Source organism: Haladaptatus paucihalophilus DX253 (assembly GCF_000376445.1).
GTDB classification, from domain to species: Archaea; Halobacteriota; Halobacteria; order Halobacteriales; family Haladaptataceae; genus Haladaptatus; species Haladaptatus paucihalophilus.
The window spans coordinates 1885434-1905426 of the sequence record NZ_AQXI01000001.1 but is presented as its reverse complement, the minus strand read 5'-3'; the positions used below and the strand labels follow the sequence as shown (position 1 = coordinate 1905426).

Sequence of the window (19993 nt, the reverse complement as noted above, 5' to 3'; positions counted from 1 at the left end):
TACGCTTCCGCTTCCGCCAACGGCGAGATTGCAATCCACCTTTTACTGCACTCGCTCACCGTCGTTCACTCGCTGGTAAAAGCTGGACCAAAAGCACGTCGTCACCCCCGTCCGTCGTGCCTTCGGCACTCCGTCGGGGGTTCCTCGCCCCGCTCACTCACCGAGGCGCTTCGCGCCTCGCACCGTTCGCGGTTCGGTGTTCTACGCTTCCGCTTCCGCCAACGGCGAGATGGCGATTTCCATCTCCACGCCTTCCACGTCCCACGTCTTGCGGTAGCCGTCCTCGACCTCGCCGACGCTCTCCGCGCGGACCTCCTCTTTCACGAGGTCCATGTGGCGCTCGACCAACTCGGCGACGCGTTCGTCACGCACGTCCAGTTCGAGGTCGATAGTCTCCTCGATGTCGAGGTCCTCTTCCTTTCGCATCTCCTGTACGCGGCGGATGACTTCGCGGGCGTAGCCCTCGCTCTCGATGTCCTCGGTGAGGGCGGTATCGACGTAGACGACGCCGAGGTCCGTCCCTTCGACGTCGAACGTCGCGCCGGACACGTCGTCGGGCGTCTTCGTGACGAACTCGACCATCTCGTCGGCGAGTTCCACGTCCTCGCCGAGCGCATCCGAAACCGCGTCTTCGAGCGCGGACAGGTTCTGTTCCGTGACGCGCGCCTCGTTGAGCGCGTTCATGACCCGCCCCGCGTCGCCGCCGAATGCGGGTCCGAGGACGCTCATGTCCGCCTCGGCGCTGTAGGCGAGTTCGCCCCACCCCTCGTCGGGCGAGACCAACTCGACCTCCCGGGCGTTCAGGCGGTCGGCCAGCAGGTCGCCGTGGTTCTCGACGGCGTGGACGACCGAATCGTCGCGCGCGTCCACGACGATTCGTGAGACGGGCCAGCGGAGCTTTCGCTCGGCCTGCTGGCGGGCGTTCGCACCCGCTTCCTCGACGGCGCGGAGAACGGCAACGTCTTCTTCCAACTGCTCGTCCTGCCAGAACTCGTCGGCTTCGGGCCAGTCGAGCATGTGGACACTCTCCTCGCCCTCGTCGCCCGTGAGGTTCTGGTAGATGTCCTCGCTCACGAACGGCGCGAACGGCGCGAGCAGGGCGACCAGTTCCTTCAGGACGTGGTAAAACGTCGCGTAGGCGGCCTGTTTGCTCGCGCTGTCGGCCTCGTCCCACATGCGCTCGCGGACGACCTGGATGTAGAACCGGGAGACGTCCTCGACCACGAAGTCGAGCAGCGTGCGGAGCGCCTTGTCCTGCCGGAAGTCGTCCCAGTCCTCGGTCATCTCGGTCGTCACGGTCTGCAACCGCGACAGCAACCACTCGTCCACGAGTTCTGTCTCGGCATCCTGCACGTCCACCTCATCCGGGTCGAATCCATCGAGGCGCATGTACGGCAGCGGGAACCGGAACACGTTCCAGAGGATGTTCAGGCTCCGTTGCATGTTCTGCATCTCGTCCCACGAGAAGCGCATGTCTTCGCCCTGCGGGTTTTGCGAGAGCAGGAACAGGCGCATCGGGTCCGCGCCGTGGCGCTCGATGGCCTCTTCGGGCGAGACGATGTTCCCGATGGATTTCGACATCTTGCGGCCGTCCTCGGCGAGCGCCCACCCGTGCATCAGCACCTCGTCGTACGGCACTTCGTCCAGTGCGGCGGTTCCCATGCCGAGTTGCGACCAGAACCACCCGCGCGTCTGGTCGTGGGCCTCCATGATGAGGTCGGCGGGCCACAGTTCCTCGAAGTCGTCCGGGTTGCTCGGGTAGTCGAGCGTGCCCCACGACGCCACGGAGGAGTCGAGCCACACGTCGAACACGTCCGGAACGCGGGTGTACGTCGTCCCGTCCTTCGTGATGGTCAGGTCGTCCACCGTCGGACGGTGCAGGTCCACGTCTTCGGGGTCAACGTCCTGATCGACCGCCTCGGCGAGTTCCTCGCGCGTGCCGACGACGACCACGTCGTCCATGCTCCCATCCCAATTTTCGGGTGTCCAGATGGGTATCGGAACTCCCCAGTAGCGCTGACGCGAGACGTTCCAGTCCGGCGAGTTCTCCACGAAGTTGCGGAAGCGCTCGTCGCGGGCCTCCTGCGGATGCCACTCGCTGTCGTCGATGTTGTCGAGCAGTTCCTCCTTGATGTCCGTGACCGTGATGAACCACTGGTCGGTGACGATTTGCAGGATGCCGGTGTCACACCGCCAACAGTGGCCGTAGCTGTGGTGGACGGTGCCGGACGCGAGCAGGTGCCCGCTCGCTTCGAGGTCGGCCATGATATCATCGTCCGCGTCCTTGACGAACTGCCCCTCGTACTTGCCCGCTTCCTGGCTGTACGTGCCGTCGCCGCCGACGGGGCAGAAGATGTCGAGACCGAGTTCTCGACCCCGGTTGAAGTCCTCCTCACCGTGTCCGGGCGCGGAGTGGACGAGTCCGGTACCGTCTCCCTCGACGTCCACGTAGTCGGCCTCGTAGACCTGTAGCGTCCCGTCGCCGCTCGGGTGGTTCGGCACCTCGTCGTCGAGCGGGTGTTCGTACTCCCAGCCGAGCATCTCCTCGCCGGTCAGCTCCGCGACGACTTCGTAGTCGTCGTAGCGACCTTCCTTCAGGACTTCCTCGACTTTCGGCGCGCCGACGTAGAGCGTCTCGGTCTCGCCGTCCTTCGTCGCTCGAACTTCGGCGTACTCCCCGTCGGCATCGACGGCGACGAACGTGTTCGCCGGAACGGTCCACGGCGTCGTCGTCCATGCAACTAAGCTTCCCTCTCGGTCGCGCAAGGGGAATTTCACGTAGATGGACGGGTCGTCCACGTCCTCGTACTCGACTTCGTTGTTGGCGATGGCCGTCTCACAGCGCGGACACTGGCTGATGGAGCGCATGCCCTGTTCCACGAGTCCGCGTTCGTGAGCGCGCTGGAAGCCCCACCACGCCGCCTCCATGTACTCGGGGCTGAGCGTCTTGTACGGGTTGTCCCAGTCCATCCAGACGCCGAAGGACTTGAAGTCCTCGTCCATCGCATCGAGTTGGTCGTTGGCGAACTCCTTGCACTCCTCGATGAAGTTCTCCATTCCGAACTCCTCGATGTCCTTCTTGTTCTCGAAGCCCAGTCGCTCCTCGACCTTGGTCTCGATGGGCAGGCCGTGCATGTCGTATCCCGGTCGGTCGGTCACGTCGTAGCCCCGCATCCGTTTGTAGCGGATGTAGGTGTCCTTCAGCGACTTGTTCCACGTCGTGCCCATGTGCGCCGCCCCGGAGGTGTACGGGGGCCCGTCCACGAAGAAGAACCGCTCTGCGCCCTCTCGCGCCTGCTTCGTCTTCTCGTAGGCGTTCACGTCGTCCCAGTAGTCGAACACCCGGTCTTCCACCGAGTGCGGTTCGTACTGGTCGTCTACTTCGGCGAACCTGCTCATGTGCGATGTGAGTGCTCCCGGCAATAAAGTGAGTTCGGTTGTGCAGTCCGACCAGTACGACCCGTCCGGCGGGGATTGCTCGACGAGCGTCGTCCTTGGCTTGCCAGTTATCGTAAACAACGGCAGAAAATATTTGTATTCCAACGTGAATCGATGGTTATGTCTATTCCCATTGTTACCTATCTCGCCTCCATCCCCATTCTGCTGGTAATCCTCTTCGGAATCGTGTCGTTTTCGTACTGGATGCGAAGTGACGCGACCGCCCGCGGCAGTTCATCCCCTTCCTATTGGGCGGTTTTGGGACCGATATTCTGGCCTGCCGCCCTCTACTACTTCCTCGTCGTTCGACGGGCGAACGAGCGACGATACCCACCGACGCCGTGGCAGGGTCTCGCGGCAACCTTCACCATCAGCTATGTCGGCGCGATGGTTCTCGGATTCGTACTCGGACCCCCCGACGTGTTCACGCAAATCCTCTACACACCTGTCTACTTCGTGATTCTACTTTTCATCACGTATCTCCTCGTTTACCGACGCCGATACGGACGACTTCCGGAGATTGCATGAATCGGCCGTCTCGTATCTCGAACTTCGGGCGCGCCGTGCGACCGCAGAGTGAGAATCGGTACGGAAGTAATGGAACCTAACCCGCCCCGACCGTTCGCTACTAGCGACTGCGTTTATCCCCGTGCGTGTCGGAACCCGTACTCCCGGAACGACCGTCCTTCCGAGACGGCTTGCCGTCCAACAGGTGATACACCATGTCAACCGACTTCGCCGACCTTTCGAACCGGCTGGGACAGTCCATCGAGGAGTTCGACGACGAGAACTCCCGAACGAAACTCACGACGCGGATACAGCGGGCGCTGGCGCGACTCGAAGACGCCTTCGAATCGGCCGACTCCTTCGAGGAGGTTTCCGAGCGAGCCGACACTCTCTGGACCCTCCTCGACGAAGCGGAGGACGTGTTCGACGGCTTCGACGCCGACCCGTTCCTGAAAACCGTCGATGTCGGGCAGTTACCGAACGCAATCGAGTTCGAAAACGTCCCGGATGCGGTCGAAAGCGGAAATCTGCGGGACGCGCTCGACTCGACGGAACTCGTGAAGGCCGTCAACTTCCGCGAGTTCTGGAGTTCCGAGGAAATGCAGAGCCTGTGGGAAGAGGGAACGGAATTGACGGACGCCATCGATTCCCTCTCCGACAGCGATTCCGACGACGACGAAGACGGTTCGGGCCTCGGAGATATGACCGGCGACACGGCCGAGATGGCCTCGAAGGCGACGGAAGGAAAACTCCAGTCCGAACTGGAGGAGAACGCAGAGCAGTTCCGGGAGCAAATCGACGCCGCCCGCGACCGGTTAAAGGACCAAATCGCCCAAAGCGAGCTAGGTTCCGGTGGCGAGCGGGGAGACGACAGTGCCGGGGGCGGACCGGGAGACCGCCCGGACATGAAGGTCACGTTTTCGTACTCCACGATGCCGGACGACAGACCCGACATCGACGCCACGCCGCACTACTCGACGATGCCGAAACGGGACGAAGAGTAGCGAAGAACAATCGAGAAGACAGCAGCAACGGACCCGACGGTTTACACGCCGGTCGAGTAGCGGAGGATGCCAGCGACGCCGCCGAACGCGTTCATCAGTTGTTCTCCCTTCTCGAAGTCGGTGCTGATGAACTTGGTCTCGGTGCCGCGCTGTTCGGCGATGTTCATGAGGAACTCGATGGCGTCCTCGCGCTCGGTCATCTCAGCCTCGGAACCGTTCTCGCAGGTGTGTTCCGGGTCGCCCTTTCGGCGGTCGATGAACTCGTACTCCTCCTTGTCGCCGCACTCGAAGACGGCGACGTCCTTGCGGAGGTCCTCGGAGAGGAGCAGGCGGTCCACGGACCCCATGACGAGGTTCCGGCGCGTGGGTTCGAACCCGTAGGTCGCGAGGTCGCCCTCGTGGAGTTCGCGGAAGAACTCGTTCATCTCCCGCTTGTCCTTCATGACCTCCGCGTCGGCGAGCGTGTCCTCCGCCGCGTTCACGAGGTCGTACAGGCCGGACTCGTCGGTGTAAGCGATGTCGAACTTCCCGAGTACCTTCCCGTCGAGTTCGTGGTGGAGGTAGTCTCCGTCGAGGAACTCGTCCTTCGTCGGCGACGGACCGCCGACGAGCACGCCGTCCAACTCGTGTCGCTTCGGGACGAACAGGTCGTCCGCCATCCCCGCGACCTCCTGATAGAAGTTGTCGATGGCTTCGAGGCGCAGTCGGTGAAAACGCTGGGCGGACTGACCACCTTTGCGCTGTTTGCCGGGGACGAGCGACGAGGCGGATTTGACCGGCTCGATTCGCTTGCCCTTCAACCACCCGACGGTCGCCTCGCGTCGGTCGAGGACGATGAGACCGTACAGCCCCTTGTCGCCGAGCATCTCCTCCAGCGGTTCCGTGAGGAACTGGGAGTCACAGTGGTAGCGGAACGACTCCACCGGGTCCGGCGGGCTTTCGAGCACCTTCGTCACCATGTCGGTCTGGCCGCCGCCGGTGTCGATGGCTCCGCTGAAGATGACGATTCCCCGCTCCGGCGGGAAGGTGTCGTAGTAACGCAGCCGGTCCTTGATGGACGTGAGCGCGTCCTGCACGTTAGTTCGCGTCTGCTTCGACTTGATATTGCTCGCTTCGCTGTGCTCTTGGGTGACGTGCGCAACCACGTCGCTTATCTGCTTGTCCTCCGGGATGTAGATGGTGACGAGTTGGGTCCCCGAGCCTTCGTACTGCTTCAAGTCCTCGATGACCTTCTGGAACTCGTACTTTTTCCTGTCGGACTGTTCTCCGTCCTGCTGGCTCATTACTCCCTTCTAGCCGCTCCAACTGGTAAGTAACCTTTGACCTCGCTTGCGGCGTGTTAGCGCGACATTTCGCCGTCCCGAAGCATCACGCCATCGCCGAAAGCAGGTCGTCGGTCCCGACGACCGCCGCGAACTCGCCGTCGAGGTGTGCGAGCGCGACGCGGTGGTTCGTCTCGGCCGATATTTCCGTTCCATCGGGTGCTATCCGGTCGAACGTCGCCGTCGCGTCCGAGACGAGGACGGGGCGGAAGCCGAGGTTCTCGGCCATCCGCGTCGTGGTCGAAACGCAGTGGTCCGTGGTCAATCCGACGACGACGACCGTTTCGTACCCGCCGTCGCGGAGCCACGTCTCCAGTTCCGTCCCGATGAAGCCGCTGTTGACGCGCTTTTCGAAGACCGTTTCGTCGTCGGTCGGTTCCAGCTCCGGGATGAACGCGAAGCCGTCCGAATCGCCGCGGAGTGGCGAGTTCTCCTCCGTCGAATTATGTCGAACGTGAACGACGGGGCGGTCCGCCTCGCGCCACGCGCGGAGGAGTTCTTCCGCCCGTTCCTCGGCGTCGGGGTTGTTGCGCTCGCCCCACGCGGGGTCGGAAAAGCCCTGCTGGAAGTCGATTGCCAGCAGTACGGCGTCGGTCGGGAGGTCGAAGTCGGACGTCATGCGTCGATGAGAATCGTGCTCTTCGGGTGTTCGCGGGTGGTTCGAATCGGGCACTCGTCCGGTGCCTGCTCCTCGTCCTCGGAAAACAGGTACTGGGGCCACTCGCGGTCGCCTTCGACGCCCCAGTCGCCGAGCTGTGCGTGCGGGCACACGCCGTCGTACTCCTCCAGTCGCCCCTGAATGATTTCGCGGGCCCGCTGTCCGCGCTCCGTGTCCGCCGTAACGCCCTCGAACAGGGCACGCGGTTGGAACGTGATTTCGAGGCCGACGGGACAGTAGCGGCTCTTCCTGTCCTCGTAAAACGGCGCGCGACAGGTCGGAAACATCGGCTCGCCGTTGAAACAGAACTCCCACTCGTTGTCGTCCGGGTCGGTCGGGATATCCTCCGGCCACGGTTCCGGGTCGTGGACGTGGAGGAACTGCAGAATGTGCCACATCGCCTCGTGATACTCGACTTCCGTGACCGTCTCCGCCGACGGCTTGAAGAACACGGTCAGCGGCGCGCGTTCGCTGTGGTCCTCGTAGACTTCGTGGTACTCCAGGAGGGTTTCACCGAGCGAGAGCAGCGCGTCCTTGTCCGTCATCGACGGACAGAAGGTGTACAACGAGTCACCTCGCTGTTCTGTTTCGATGCCGAAGTAACACGGAAACGGGGTGTCGTTTCGCTCTCCGAGCAGGCCGTTCCGAAAGCTCTCGTAGTGTTCGACGCCCCAGTCCGGCACTACACCGGAGTCAATGCGACGCCTGATGGTGGTTTGGTCCATCAGCACGTCGATACCCGGTTCGTTCATGATGCGCCCTTAGGACCGATTCGTACTATCAGTTGTGACCCGCGATTTCCCTGCTGGACGGACTAACTTTATATACGTGCTGTTGTTCGGTTTGACACAACAACCATGACTGGGACAGTATTCGCGGTTGCAAGCGGGAAGGGAGGTGTGGGGAAGACGACGACCGCAATCAACCTCGGGGCGATGCTTGCGGCGGCGGACCACGAGGTAATCGTCGTGGACACGGACCTCGGGATGGCGAACGTCGGCGGCTACCTCGACTTCGAGGTGGACGGTGCGACGCTCCACGAAGTTCTCTCCGGCGACGCGGACGTCGAGGACGCGGTGTACCACGCGCCGGGTGACATCGACGTCCTTCCGAGCAGCACCGACATCTACACGTTCGCACAATCACAGACGGCACAGTTGCAGCGGGTTGTCGCCGACCTCACGGAAGACTACGAGTACGTCTTGCTCGACACCGGCGCGGGTATCAGCTACGACACCATCCTCCCGCTCTCGCTCGCGGACGAGGTGCTGCTCGTCACCACGCCCGACGTGGCCGCGGTGCGCGACACCGCCAAAACCGCGGAACTAACCGACCGCGTCGAGGGAACGGTCGGCGGTGCCGTGCTCACCCAGCGCGGAAACGACATCCTGAACGCGGACAACGTGGAGGGAACGCTCGACGCCGAGGTCCTCACCGTCGTCCCGGACGACGAAACCGTTCCGATGGGAATCGACGCCGGTCGGCCGCTGGCCGCCTTCTCGCCGAACAGCCCCGCCGCGACGGCCTACCGCGAACTCGCGAATATCCTCACCGGAGAGACCGAAACCCCGGAACTGTCCGGCGAACCCAGCACCGCCGAGGCCGCCGTCCCATCGCTCGCCGACGCCGAATTCGAACTCGGAACCGCCCCCGATGAAGAGCCGTCGGCCGCGGCGTCGAATCCCGGCCCGGAAACGTCGTCGGAGGAGGCCGACGAAGCGACCCCGTGGAACGCGGACTCGTCGAAATCGGACCCGGCCAAACCGGACCCGCCGAGCGCGGAATCCGACCCTACTGCCGAATCCGACTCGGACGCGACGCCTGCTTCGCACGCTACATCCACCTCCCCCGACGCTCCCGTCTCGAACGACGACCCCGACACCGACTTCGAGCCACCGGTCGAACCCGACCTGAAGGCCGCCGAGTTGGGGATGGACGTTTCGACCGACGAACGCGAATCGTCATCCTCGGATTCCGGACCCGCCGCCGACTCCGACTCCCGTTCCGATTCCCGACCGGAACCCGCGGCGTCCGAGTCCGCCTCCGAATCCACGGCGTCCGATTCAACCCTCGAACCCGAACCCGAATCTACACCGTCCGATTCCGGACCCGAACCCACGGAATCGAGTTCCGAAACGTCCGCTCCCGAAACCGACCCTGTTCACGACCTCATCGACCGACGGGTCATCAAAACCGGCGACGACCCGCTCGAACCCGCGAACGGGGAAAACGGTCCCGCGGCGGACGACGCGACCCCGGCGGACCCCGGTGCCGCGGACGCTACTACGGAAGATTCCACCACGGCGGATTCCACCACAACGGACCGTGACGGTTCGAACGAGTTCGATACCGTCCTTTCCGACCACGATGAGACGCGAGCCGAAACGACGAGCAAGGACGCCGCACAATCGTCGCCCGACCTGCCGGACGAAATCGTCGAAGCCGAACCGAACGATGATGACGAGGTGGAGGCCGTCCCGTTTCAGGGCGAGCCTGTTCGCCCGGACTTGAACGACGACGTCGACGAGGACGAGGGTAACGAGGACGAGGACGCCGATAAGGAAACGAACGGCCTGTTCGGTCGAATCGGTTCCCTGTTCCGGTAGTCACCTTTCGAATCCCGATTTTCCCCTCGTCCCGCGCGTGCTGTCCCTATCGTCTCGAATTCATTCATAACGCGGCCAATAACCAAGTAGCCAGCGGTGGTCCCTAGTACGAAATGGCGGATGGTAATTCGGTTCCGTTCTGGTGGATCGTCCTGTTCCTGCTCGTCGCGCTCGGGTTGGCGTACGCCGGGATACTGTACGTCGGCGGAAGCCTCTCCGGAGCGGCGGGGGCCGCCTACATCGACTCCGGCGCTTCGATGCCGATGACGCCCAACGCGTTCGCGATGGTGTGCTTCGCGGCGGCGACCAACGCGAGCCGGGCGTCGCGGACCTCCTCGTCCTCGGCGGTCAGGACGGGACACTCGCGGTAGAACGCATTGAACGTCTCCGCGAACTCGCGGGTGTAGGTGGCGACCGCGTGCGGTTCGAGGTCGTCCGCGGCCTCCTCGATGACGTTCGGGAAGCGAGCGATGACCTCGATGAGGTCGCGCTCGGATTCGGAATCGAGGAGGGACGGGTCGATATCGGTCGGAATCTCCCCATCCCCTTCCGCGAGAATTCCACAACAGCGCGCGTGGACGTACTGGACGTAGGGAGCGCTCTGGGCCTCGAAATCCAGCGCGCGCTCCCACTCGAACGTGATGGTCTTCGTCGGCTGTTTCGAGATGATGTCGTAGCGGACCGCGCCGATGCCGACCTGCCGGGCGATGCGGTCTACGTCCGCCTCGGTGAGGTCGTCGTCGCGGATGCGGTCGTCCATCCGACTCTCGACTTCCTCGCGGGCGCGTTTCTCGGCCTCGTCGAGCAGGTCGTCCATGTCGATGCCCGTCCCTTCACGCGTGCTCATGCCACCTTCGGGGAGGTTGACCCACGAGTAGTGGAACGAGGTCAGTTTGTCCGTGTCGTTCCCGAGGATTTCGAGGGCTTGAGCGAGTTGGTCGGCCTGTAGCTTGTGGTCCTCGCCGATGACCGTCACGGCGCGGTCGTAGTTGTCGAGTTTCCACTCGTGGTGGGCCAAGTCGCGGGTCGTATAGAGGCTCGTCCCGTCCGAACGGAGGAAGACGAGGTTCTTCTCGAAGCCGAACTCCGAGAGGTCGAGTTGCCACGCGTCCTCCTCGTAGACGGCGTGTTCGTCCTCCTTGAGGCGCGACACCACGTCGTCGGTGCTGCCGTCGAACATGAACTGCGTCTCTTTGACGAACTCGTCGAACTCGGCCGGGAGGCGGTCCAACGTGACGCGCATGCCGGAGAGGACGGTATCGACGACTTCGCTGACGCGCTCGTAGGTCTCCTCGTCGTTCTCTTCGAGGCCTTGCAGGATTGCCGCGATTTTCGTCTCGGCCTCGTCCGCGTCCTCCGGGTCGGCCTCTTCGAGGTAGGCGTTCCCCTTGCGGTAGTAGCGCACGAGGTCGTAGTCGGCGCGTTCGCGCTCGGGTTTCGGTAGGTCCTCCTCGTCGAACGTCTCGTAGGCCCAGGTGAACACCGCGATTTGGCGACCCGCGTCGTTGACGTAGTAGTGACGGTCCACGTCGTTGCCCGCGAAGTCCAGAATGCGCGCGATGGCGTCGCCGGTAATCGGGTTGCGAGCGCGGCCGACGTGCACCGGGCCGGTCGGATTCGCGCTCGTGTGCTCGACCACGACGTTCTCGCCGGTGGGTTCGAGGCGGCCGTACTCCTCGTCCTGTGCCGTCTCGACAGTCTCGTCGTAGTAGGTGTCGCTGGGGAGGAAGTTGACGTACGGCCCCTGTCCCACCGCGGCCGCGAGGTGGTCGTAGCCGTCGGCGTCGATTTCGTCCGCGATGTCGGCCGCGATTTTCGGTGGCGGTGCGCCGACTTCCCCCGCGAGTCGGAACGCCGCGCTGGAAGCGAGTACGGCGTCCACGCCTTCCGGGGGCGTCTCGATTCCGAGGTCGTCGGTCGGAAGGTCGAGGGCGGAAAGCGCCGCGAGAAGGGCGTCCTCGACTTCTTCCCTGAACGTCAGGAACATACCCGTTCGTTCCGGGGCGGTCGGTAAAGGGGTTTCTGAACGATTCCGGTCGCGGTCCGGACGCCCTACGTCGCCACGCGACGCAACCGCTCGCCGAGCGAATCGACCCAGAGCACGGCCAACCCGAACCAGTAGGCGACCATCACCGCGGTTCCGACGAACAGCATCAACAACAGCCCACCCGGAAGCACCGCCGCGACGACCAGCACGCCGATGGAAACCTCACGCCAGCGCCGCCGCATCGTCCGGTAGGAAACGACGTCGCCGTGATGGAACAACAGCATCGTCACCGGGATTTCGGCCAGCAGTCCGACCCCGACGGTCAGCGCGAACACCAACCAGAAGAACGCCCCCGTGCGGTAGGCGATTATCATGTCCGCGGCGCGGGCGTCGGCTACGAGATAGGACATCACTTCCGGCGCGACGTAGCGGTAGCCGACGAAACTCCCGCCGAACAGCCCCACCGCCAGCGCGCCGCCCCAAACGAGGAACACGTTTCGGTCGGCATGCGCGTCCAGTCGAGTTTCGACGGCGGGCCACGCGTAGTACAGCACCAGCGGCATCACCGCCACCGCACCCGCGATGAGGCTCACCTTCATCTCGAACGCGAGGGCTTCGACCGGATGCAGGAGGACGATGTTCAACGCCTCGGGATTCACGCCTTCGGGAAGCTTCGTCAGGAAATCCCGCTTTATCGCGCCGATGCCGCCCCCGTAGAGGAACGTGAACGTCAGCGCGACGACGGACATGAACACCCCCGCGAGGCGGAACGATTTGCTCCGAAGGCTTCCGAGGACGAACCGCAGGTCGTAGTAGTAGCCGCCGATGTCGTCCTCGGTTTTCTCCTCTTCCGTGAACACCGACGCCATCCGGGCCGTGGTTCCCTCCACCGCAGTCGTCAGGCCGTTCCCGTCGTCGGCTTCGCTTTCGGAGGTTCGTTCCTCCGCTTCGTCGTCCCCGTTGTCGTTCGCGGCGTCAAAGCGGTCGAGGATGGCCGCCGCTCGCTCGTGGTCGCCCGAATCGAGCGCCGTATCCGCCAGTTCGAGCGCCTCGTGTTCCGCGAGCGAATCGAACGTTTCGGGCGGCGCGGAGCGAATCCCGGACGCGTCGAGGGACGAAAGGTCGATTTCACCCGGACGGTCTACCCCGATGCCGGTTCGACTCCCGCCGCTCCCGCGGTCCACGAGTCGCGCACAGCCGAGTCCCACGAAGTAGAGCGTCGTCATCGGTATCGCCACGAGCGACATGGAAAACGGGTCCGGCGAACCGTTCACCATCGAACTGATAACGACGATGCCGAAGACGGCGTAGCGCCATCGGTCACGGAACAGGTCGTAGGGAACGATGTCGGCGTACACCAATCCGCCCATGAGCAACGGCAGTTCGGCGGTGAACCCCAACACGATGGTCAGCAGGAGCACGAACTGCGTCCACTCCACGATGGAGTAGGTCGGTTGAAATCCGGACCGAATCGCGTTGTCGACGAGGAAATCGAACAGCAACGGGAGGAAGACGAGGTACGCGTAGGCCACGCCGCCGCCGAACAGGACGACCACCAGACCCGTGACCAGCAGTCGCGTCCGTCTCGTTCCCGGCATCGAGAGGTCCCCACCTCGCTCCGTCCGCCGTGTTCGATAGAGGAGAAAGACCGCGGCCATCAGCAGGCCAGTGATGAGTCCTATCTTCGCCTGTAGCAGGACGACATCGAACGGCGTCACCGCGACGACGATAGCCTTCGACTCCAGCAGCCGCCGCGCCAACGCGGGCCATATCCAATAGCGAAGCGCGTAGAACGTCGCCAGAAATCCCCCCACGAAGACGACGAACGCCAGCCGTAGCTCGGAGCGTACCCTCCGAAGCGCGATACCCGCCACTCCTCCCAATCTGTCGTATCCAAGTGCCCCCACGCGAACTCCCCCAATCGCATCCCTAGTAACGCCTCGCTCGGCTATCAACGTTGCTCGCCGGAATTCGTGGTTCGGCGCTAGCGGGCGGTTGTGGTTCGGCGCTAGCGGTTGCGGGCCGCCCAGCGGAGCATGTCGGCGAATGCCAGCGCGGATTCGTAGCGTTCGTCCGGGTCGGACGCGGCGGCCCGTTCCAGCACGTCCCGAAGCGGTTCGGACGGCTCGTCGGAGAGGAGCGACCGGACGAGTCCCCCGAGGCGACGAACGTCCGCGGGGACGCTCCGTTCCCTTCCATCCCCGGTCCCGGTAAACCGCCAGTCAGTGACCACCACGCCCGAATCCGTTACCACCACGTTCTCCGGCGAGAGCGATTCGTGAAACACTCCCCGTTTGTGCGCGAGATGGACGATTTCGGCCGCCCGTCCGACGACATCCACGGCGTTCCCCTCGTCGAGCGTTGCAGCGATTTCGGAGGCCGTTCGTCCGTTCACGCGTTCTACCGCTACCCACGGCTCCGGGCCGATGCCCCAGCCGAGCACCTGCTGGACGCCATCGACACCGAGCTTTTTCCACTCCTTCGCGTCTCGCTCGAATGTTTCCGGCGGATCGGTGAATCGCCGTAGGAGAACGGTATCGCCGTCCATCGTTCGAGCGAGATGCGTTTCGGCGTCCAATCGCTCGTGGAGTTCGTAGCCGTTCCACGTCGGATACTCGGGTTCGTCGGCAGACTCCCTCATCTCCCCCTCCGTCTCGTCGCCCGATGAATGGAGTTTCCACACCGCACCGGCAAGTGCCGTGCTTCCGACGACTGCGCCGAAGACGGGTATCCAATCGAGCGATTTTGCGACCTGTATCGCTCCAAATATCGGTGCTGATTCGGCCGTCCCGAGGGCGTGAATGGTCCCATCACCCGTAAGCACGTAGACGAAATCGTTCGCTACGCTCGGAGGACAGCACGGTGGACTTTCGAACCGCCGCTTCCAGCGAAGCTCTCCACTTGCGTCCAACGCGTCCAATTCCTTCCCCTGCCACGCGATAGGGCGGCCGTAATCGTCGGTTCTGCTCCTCGTTGTTCCGTCTTCTTCCGTGCCGAAGCTCCACCGTTGCGTCCCGTTTTTCCGGGCGAAACTATAGACCTCCCCACCGGTCGTTCCGACGAACACGCTGAACCCGTCGGAGTGGATGCTCCCGGATATTTCATCTGGAAGCGTGACGTGCCACCGTTCGTCTCCGGTGGCTGGCGAGAGTACGTGTAGCCGCCGACCGGCGGCGACGTAAATCCGCCCTCCAGCCATGGTTATCGTTGCGTTCGACGCTTTTCGTCCGTCGTTCGCCATGAATCGCCACCGCAGACGGCCTGTGTCCGCCGCACAGGCGGACACGCTCCCGTACGTCGAATCCCACACGAGTACGCTTCCGGTCGAATGCGTCGTGTCGTATTCCGGGATGACCCCTGCGACTGCTATGGATTGCGACGAGGAGCGATTCGGATTCTCGCTGTTGTGGAACGCATTCCATCGTTCGCTCCCGTCTTCCGTGGAAACCGCGTACAGTCCTCCACTGTTGTCCGAGACGTACACCGTTTCGTCGTGTACTACCGGTTTCCGATGTATCGGCTCGTCACCGGCGAACCGCCAGCGAAGTTTCCCGTTCCACGAAGAACGCGCATCCAGCGTTCCCGCGCCCAGATACACCATCTCTTCCGTCGTTGCGATACGGTCGCCTCCTCGGGCGCGCCAGCGTTCGTTTCCGAATGTTCCGGTCGATTCAGTCGAATTCAGGGCGTGGACGACATCGCCGTCGCTCGCATAGACGGTGCCGTCCCTGACGGCAACCGGAGTAATTCCGCCCGTATCGAAGGCGGTTTCCCATCGTCGGTCACCTGTCACCACAGAATGGCCGGCCAACCTGTCGTTCGTCGCCACGTAAACGGTCGCCCCGTCGAGAAGGAGTGATCCCGATTTCGGTTCCTCTTCCAATTCGAACGTCCACCGAACGTTCGGTTCCGGTGCGAAAGAGCGTGTGATGTCCATGCTCGGAACCCAAGCAAAGGGCGCCAGACCGACCGTGGCTAGAAATTCACGTCGATTCGAGGACCCATCTCGCATTTCTCGTCCTATTCATAACGACAATCCTACATCTTCTTTCCGATGTTCCCCTTGCCGCCAGCGTTCATCTTTCTCCGAAAATGGAGAACGATTAATGTGATTCGGAAGCTACGTGTTCCGTATGCAGCTCCGCCCTCCCCGGTTTCGCCCGTTTAGCGTCGCGCTCGGCCTCTTCGTCGGAACTGCCGTCGCGGCCGCCCTCCCGTGGCTGTGGCCCGATGCGCCCGCGAACGAAATCGAAATCGGTCTCCTCGTCACCCTCCTCGGGTGGACCGCCGCCGAGCAGTTCCGCGACGAACTCGACCGCGCGGTCTGTTCCCGCCTCCATCGGTCGCTCGCCGTCGCGGGCGTCCTCCCCTTCGCGGGCGTCTTCCTCGCCGAGGTGTTCACGGACTACGACCCCACGGCCGGAATCATCCTCCGCTTATCCGTGTTTACAGTCGTCGCGCTCGTCGCAACCTCCCTCGGTTCGGGTCGCCACGCGGAGATACTGTACCAAACCCGGTCGGTCCGGGCGAACGTCATCGGTACCAAATCGCGGCGCTACGAACTGCCGCTCACCCTGGTTTCCAGCGCAATCGGAATCGCCGTGGTCAAACTGATACTCGGCGAGTTCGTCACAGTCCAATTCCTCTCCACGACACTCATTGGGACGCTCATCGGGACGACCATCGGGACGCTGTTGACCGGCAAACAGGAGGTCGGACTCGTCGCACTGGACGACGGGTTGCTCGTCCGACCGAACAAAGAAAGCGGCGGGTCCCTCGTCCCGTGGCGGCGCATCCGCGACGTTCGAATCGACGGCGACACGTTGCGAGTTACCCGCGGTTTCCCGTGGCCGATGGTGTACGAAGCGGACCTCTCGTCGGCCATCCACCCCGAGGCGGCCCCGGAGGCGTTTCGGTCCAAGGTGCGCTCGCCGTGACGAATCGGGCCTTCGCTACGACTCGTCTATCGTCTCGATGACTCGCTGGGAGAAATCGACCTCCGATAGCTCCTCGTCCTCCAACGCTCGAAGCCACTCGGCTTCGGCACGCCACCGACCGACCGCTTCGTCGTCGAGGTCGGTCACGGACCCGTGAACGTCCCGCGGCGTCTCGGCGAGGTCCCGGACAACGTTGATAACGCGGCCGACCTCCCGGTGCGGAACCGCGTTCGTTTTCCCGGCGGCGATGGATTCGTACTCGATGTCGATTCTCCCCTCGTCCACGTCGAGTTCGGTGACGTAGACGCCGTGCGTCATCAGTCGCGCTTCGAGTTGATCCGGGTCGAGTTTCATAGCAAAAGGGCCGTCGGCGACGCCTAAAGGGATTGTGTCGAGTCGAGCGGTAACGCCCCGTCAAAGAGCGAACCGTATCGAATCGAAATTCGAATGAGTATGCTGTCGGCTCGCAAACCGACCGAGAGGAAAGAACGTTTTACCTATGGACGACATTAATCCGCCAATGAGCGAATCGGATACCGTCGAGGAGACTTCGGCGAGCAATCGGGACGCGTCGGATTCCGATGACGGACCGAAACAGGTCTCCTCCCCGAACTACCACAGCGAGAACCACACCGCCGCCCAGACCTGCGGCTGGACGGCGAACGCGCTTCGCGGGGAAGGAAAATGCTACAAGAACATCTTCTACGGCATCGAATCCCACCGCTGTATCCAGATGACGCCGGTCGTGAAGTGTAACGAACGCTGTGTCTTCTGCTGGCGCGACCACCGCGGGCACTCCTACGAACTCGGCGACGTGGAGTGGGACGACCCCGAAGCGGTCGTGGACGCGAGCATCCGCCTCCAGCGCAAACTCCTGTCGGGATTCGGCGGTAACGACGAGGTGCCCCGAGAAATTTTCGAAGAGTCGATGGAACCGCGCCACGTCGCCATTTCGCTCGATGGCGAACCGACGCTGTATCCCTACCTTCCGGAACTCATCGAGGCGTTCCACGACCGGGACATCACCACGTTCCTCGTGAGCAACGGGACGAACCCCGAGATGCTGGAACGGTGCGACCCGACGCAACTCTACGTCAGCGTGGACGCCGCGGACCGCGCCACCTTCGACCACGTGGTCCGGGCCGTGGACGACGACGCGTGGGAGAAACTCATCGACACGATGGACGTGCTGGCCGAGAAGGACGACACGCGAACCGTCATCCGAACCACGCTCGTCGGCGGGGAGAACGTCGCTAACCCCGACTGGTACGCCGCCTTCTACGAGCGCGCCGACCCGGATTTCGTCGAACTGAAGGCGTACATGCACGTCGGCCACTCGCGCGGCCGTCTCGACCGCACGTCCATGCTCGACCACGAGGAGGTCGTCGAGTTCACCGAACGGGTGGGCGAACACATGCCCGACCACGACGTGCTGAAGCAGGTTCCCGCCTCGCGGGTCGCACTGCTCTCGAAAACGGAGGATACGTGGGTGCCGAAACTGAAGAAGGACAGCGAGTTCTGGGAACGCGATTCGACGACGTGGACGCGTCTGGGCGAGTAGACGGTCTACCCGCGGTCGGTTCGCTACACCTCTTCGAGGTCCGTCTTCGTCAGCTCGCTCTCGACGTTGCCGGTGTTCGTCGTTCCCGCCGGTTCGAACAGGAGTACTTCGGCTTCCTCATCGGCGACCGGTCGGTGTTCGACGCCCCGCGGAACGACGACGAATTCGCCTTCGTCCAGCACCACGTCCTCTTCCTCCCGAAACTCGATGCGGAGTTGACCCCTCGTCACGAGGAACATCTCGTCAGCGTCGTCGTGGCGGTGCCAGACGAACTCGCCCTCCAGTTTGGCGAGTTTGACGGCTTGCCCGTTCAGTTCGGCCGCGAGTCGGGGTGACCAGTGTTCGTCGAAGGTGTCGAACGCGGCGTCGAGCGTGACTTTCTCCATGCGTAGTCGAGCGTTCCCGGCGCGGAACGGTATATCCGCGGGAAGGGGCGATTTTCGTCGCGCTCAGTTCGGCGCGTAGAACACCCAGCCTTCCGACGGGACCGTGATATCGACCCACCCGCTCCCGTCCGTGGTCACGTCGCCGGACGTGCCGCTGTAGTCGTGGAGGGTCGTGTTCGTCCACGAGGTGTACACCGACTGGGTGCGATTGCTTCCCCCGTTGTTGATGCCGACCAGCAGGTTGTTGTACCGCTCGTAGACTCCGAGGTCGCTGTCCGCGTGTCGCCAGTACGTCTCGCCCCCGGCGAGGTTCGTTTTCACCCAGACCATGTTGTTGATGTCGCTGTCGTCGAGGATGGCGTTCGGGTAGAGGTTGTAAATCATCGGGACGCCCTCGCTGGTGAGGACGAACGCGTGTGCGAGGTGGTACTGCGATGGCGCATCCGCGTCGTGGTTCTGGACGAACGGGTGGGCGTGGAACGGGTCTTGCCCGATGAGACCCGCGCCTTGCAGTTGGCTCATGTCGCCGCCGGAGAACACGTCACCGAGGGTGTAGTACAGGGGGTAGTCGAACGCGTCCATTCCGGTATCGACGTAGCCCTGTACGTAATCGATGCTGCCGCTGTACACCTCGCCGATTCTACTCATGCCGAGGTCGTCCGCCTTCGGGTTCGCGTAATCGCTCCAGTACTTCTCCTCGACGTGTTTGACCGCATCGTAGCGGTAGCCGTCCGCACCCATGGACGCTATCTTCTCCATGTAGTTCATCAACTCGCCGCGGACGTACTCCGAGGTGGACGATTCGTACTGCGCGAGGTCGGGGAGTCCGAGGAGTTCGCCGTGTTCGACCTGATGGTCGTCGCTCCAGTCGTCGATGGACCCGACGTCGTGGTGGAAGTCGTTGTACGAAAAGCGCGGGAAGTCGTAGTCGTATCCCGTCGCCATGTGGTTCATCACGCAATCGACGAACACCTCCAGCCCTTGCGTGTGCGCCTCGTCGATGAGTGCTTGGAGTTCCGCCTCCGTCCCGAACTCGCTATCGAACACGGTGTAGTCCACCGGTTGATAGCCGAGCGGCGGGTCGTTGCGTCCGCTCTGGTCGCTCCACGTCAGGTCGCTCTTCTGGGGTGCCTGTATCCACACCGCGTCGTACCCCCTGTCGGCGACCGTCGAGAGGTTGTCCGTGATGGTCGGCCACGTCTCGTGGAAGTACTGGAAGTGCACCGGTTCACCCGCCGCCGCCGCACGGTCCGAGAGTGCGGGCAGTCCCGCCCCCAAACCGACGACGGACAGGCCGCCGACGAACGCCCGGCGCGTCAGGTCCGCTCGTCTGGCCCTCCCTTCGTCCGCTGCTTCTGCTCTCTCGTTTCTCCCTTCGTCCGCCGCTGATTGCCCTTCTCGACCGTTTTCTGTGTGAGTTACGTTATCTTCTGCCACCATGCATTTGTTACGCATTATCACAACACACTTTAATCTAGCCACTAATCAACTAAATTTCAACTACAATTCAGACTCCAAATCTGGGAGAATAGCGGAGAATGCCTTCAACTTCGATTCGAGGGTTGGTGTGGCTTCGAGTCTCGTGAT

General features: G+C 63.1%; 15 protein-coding genes. 5 read left to right on the top strand and 10 right to left on the bottom strand.

Features of this window, described 5'->3' with window-relative positions; genetic code table 11:
* Positions 1–201 precede the first annotated feature (201 nt).
* Positions 202–3399 (bottom strand): isoleucine--tRNA ligase, encoded by a 3198-nt coding sequence (gene ileS, locus B208_RS0110595; protein WP_007976057.1) that lies wholly within the window; start codon positions 3397–3399, stop codon positions 202–204.
* A gap of 159 nt (positions 3400–3558) precedes the next feature.
* Here ileS and B208_RS0110590 point away from each other — a divergent pair, with 159 nt between their 5' ends.
* Positions 3559–3966, top strand: coding sequence for a hypothetical protein (locus tag B208_RS0110590; protein WP_007976059.1), 408 nt, complete (start codon positions 3559–3561; stop codon positions 3964–3966).
* 194 nt (positions 3967–4160) lie between these two features.
* Positions 4161–4949 carry a hypothetical protein gene (locus tag B208_RS0110585; RefSeq protein ID WP_007976062.1) on the top strand — a complete coding sequence of 263 codons (789 nt, stop codon included), beginning with the start codon at positions 4161–4163 and terminating at the stop codon, positions 4947–4949.
* Positions 4950–4990: 41 nt separating this feature from the next.
* On the opposite strand, the gene prf1 is transcribed toward B208_RS0110585, so the two are convergent.
* The 3 genes from prf1 to B208_RS0110570 all read right to left on the bottom strand — a co-directional run bounded on the left by prf1 (position 4991) and on the right by B208_RS0110570 (position 7681).
* Positions 4991–6232, bottom strand: a complete 1242-nt coding sequence (gene prf1, locus B208_RS0110580) for a peptide chain release factor aRF-1 (RefSeq protein WP_007976063.1) — start codon at positions 6230–6232, stop codon at positions 4991–4993.
* A gap of 85 nt (positions 6233–6317) precedes the next feature.
* Positions 6318–6890 carry a cysteine hydrolase family protein gene (locus B208_RS0110575; RefSeq protein WP_007976065.1) on the bottom strand — a complete coding sequence of 191 codons (573 nt, stop codon included), beginning with the start codon at positions 6888–6890 and terminating at the stop codon, positions 6318–6320.
* On the bottom strand, positions 6887–7681 hold the full coding sequence (locus B208_RS0110570) for a YqcI/YcgG family protein (RefSeq protein ID WP_007976066.1): 795 nt from the start codon (positions 7679–7681) through the stop codon (positions 6887–6889). Before B208_RS0110570 ends, B208_RS0110575 begins: the two co-directional genes overlap by 4 nt.
* 105 nt (positions 7682–7786) lie before the next feature.
* On the opposite strand from B208_RS0110570, the gene minD reads away from it, so the two are divergent.
* The gene (minD, locus tag B208_RS0110565; protein ID WP_081610524.1) at positions 7787–9535 is read left to right on the top strand and encodes a cell division ATPase MinD; all 1749 of its coding nucleotides are present in this window, start codon (positions 7787–7789) and stop codon (positions 9533–9535) included.
* A 235-nt stretch (positions 9536–9770) separates the two neighbouring features.
* Here the strand turns inward: minD and argS are convergent, their stop codons facing one another.
* The 3 genes from argS to B208_RS0110550 form a co-directional block, all read right to left on the bottom strand.
* Positions 9771–11522, bottom strand: a complete 1752-nt coding sequence (gene argS, locus B208_RS0110560) for an arginine--tRNA ligase (RefSeq protein ID WP_007976068.1) — start codon at positions 11520–11522, stop codon at positions 9771–9773.
* A 65-nt stretch (positions 11523–11587) separates the two neighbouring features.
* Positions 11588–13429, bottom strand: coding sequence for a twin-arginine translocase subunit TatC (locus B208_RS0110555; RefSeq protein WP_232423773.1), 1842 nt, complete (start codon positions 13427–13429; stop codon positions 11588–11590).
* Between the two features lie 101 nt (positions 13430–13530).
* Positions 13531–15459 carry an outer membrane protein assembly factor BamB family protein gene (locus B208_RS0110550; RefSeq protein ID WP_007976070.1) on the bottom strand — a complete coding sequence of 643 codons (1929 nt, stop codon included), beginning with the start codon at positions 15457–15459 and terminating at the stop codon, positions 13531–13533.
* A 196-nt stretch (positions 15460–15655) separates the two neighbouring features.
* On the opposite strand from B208_RS0110550, the gene B208_RS0110545 reads away from it, so the two are divergent.
* A complete protein-coding gene (locus tag B208_RS0110545) occupies positions 15656–16459 on the top strand; it encodes a hypothetical protein (protein ID WP_007976071.1) in 804 nt (267 codons plus the stop codon).
* 15 nt (positions 16460–16474) lie between these two features.
* Here B208_RS0110545 and B208_RS0110540 read toward each other — a convergent pair whose 3' ends face one another.
* Positions 16475–16813, bottom strand: coding sequence for a hypothetical protein (locus B208_RS0110540; RefSeq protein WP_007976072.1), 339 nt, complete (start codon positions 16811–16813; stop codon positions 16475–16477).
* A gap of 166 nt (positions 16814–16979) precedes the next feature.
* Here B208_RS0110540 and twy1 point away from each other — a divergent pair, with 166 nt between their 5' ends.
* Positions 16980–18020, top strand: coding sequence for a 4-demethylwyosine synthase TYW1 (gene twy1, locus B208_RS0110535; RefSeq protein WP_007976073.1), 1041 nt, complete (start codon positions 16980–16982; stop codon positions 18018–18020).
* Between the two features lie 23 nt (positions 18021–18043).
* On the opposite strand, the gene B208_RS0110530 is transcribed toward twy1, so the two are convergent.
* Complete coding sequence (locus B208_RS0110530; protein ID WP_007976074.1) at positions 18044–18406, bottom strand: cupin domain-containing protein; 363 nt, start codon at positions 18404–18406, stop codon at positions 18044–18046.
* A gap of 63 nt (positions 18407–18469) precedes the next feature.
* The gene (locus tag B208_RS0110525) at positions 18470–19846 is read right to left on the bottom strand and encodes an alpha-amylase domain-containing protein (RefSeq protein ID WP_232423772.1); all 1377 of its coding nucleotides are present in this window, start codon (positions 19844–19846) and stop codon (positions 18470–18472) included.
* Between the last annotated feature and the right edge of the window lie 147 nt (positions 19847–19993).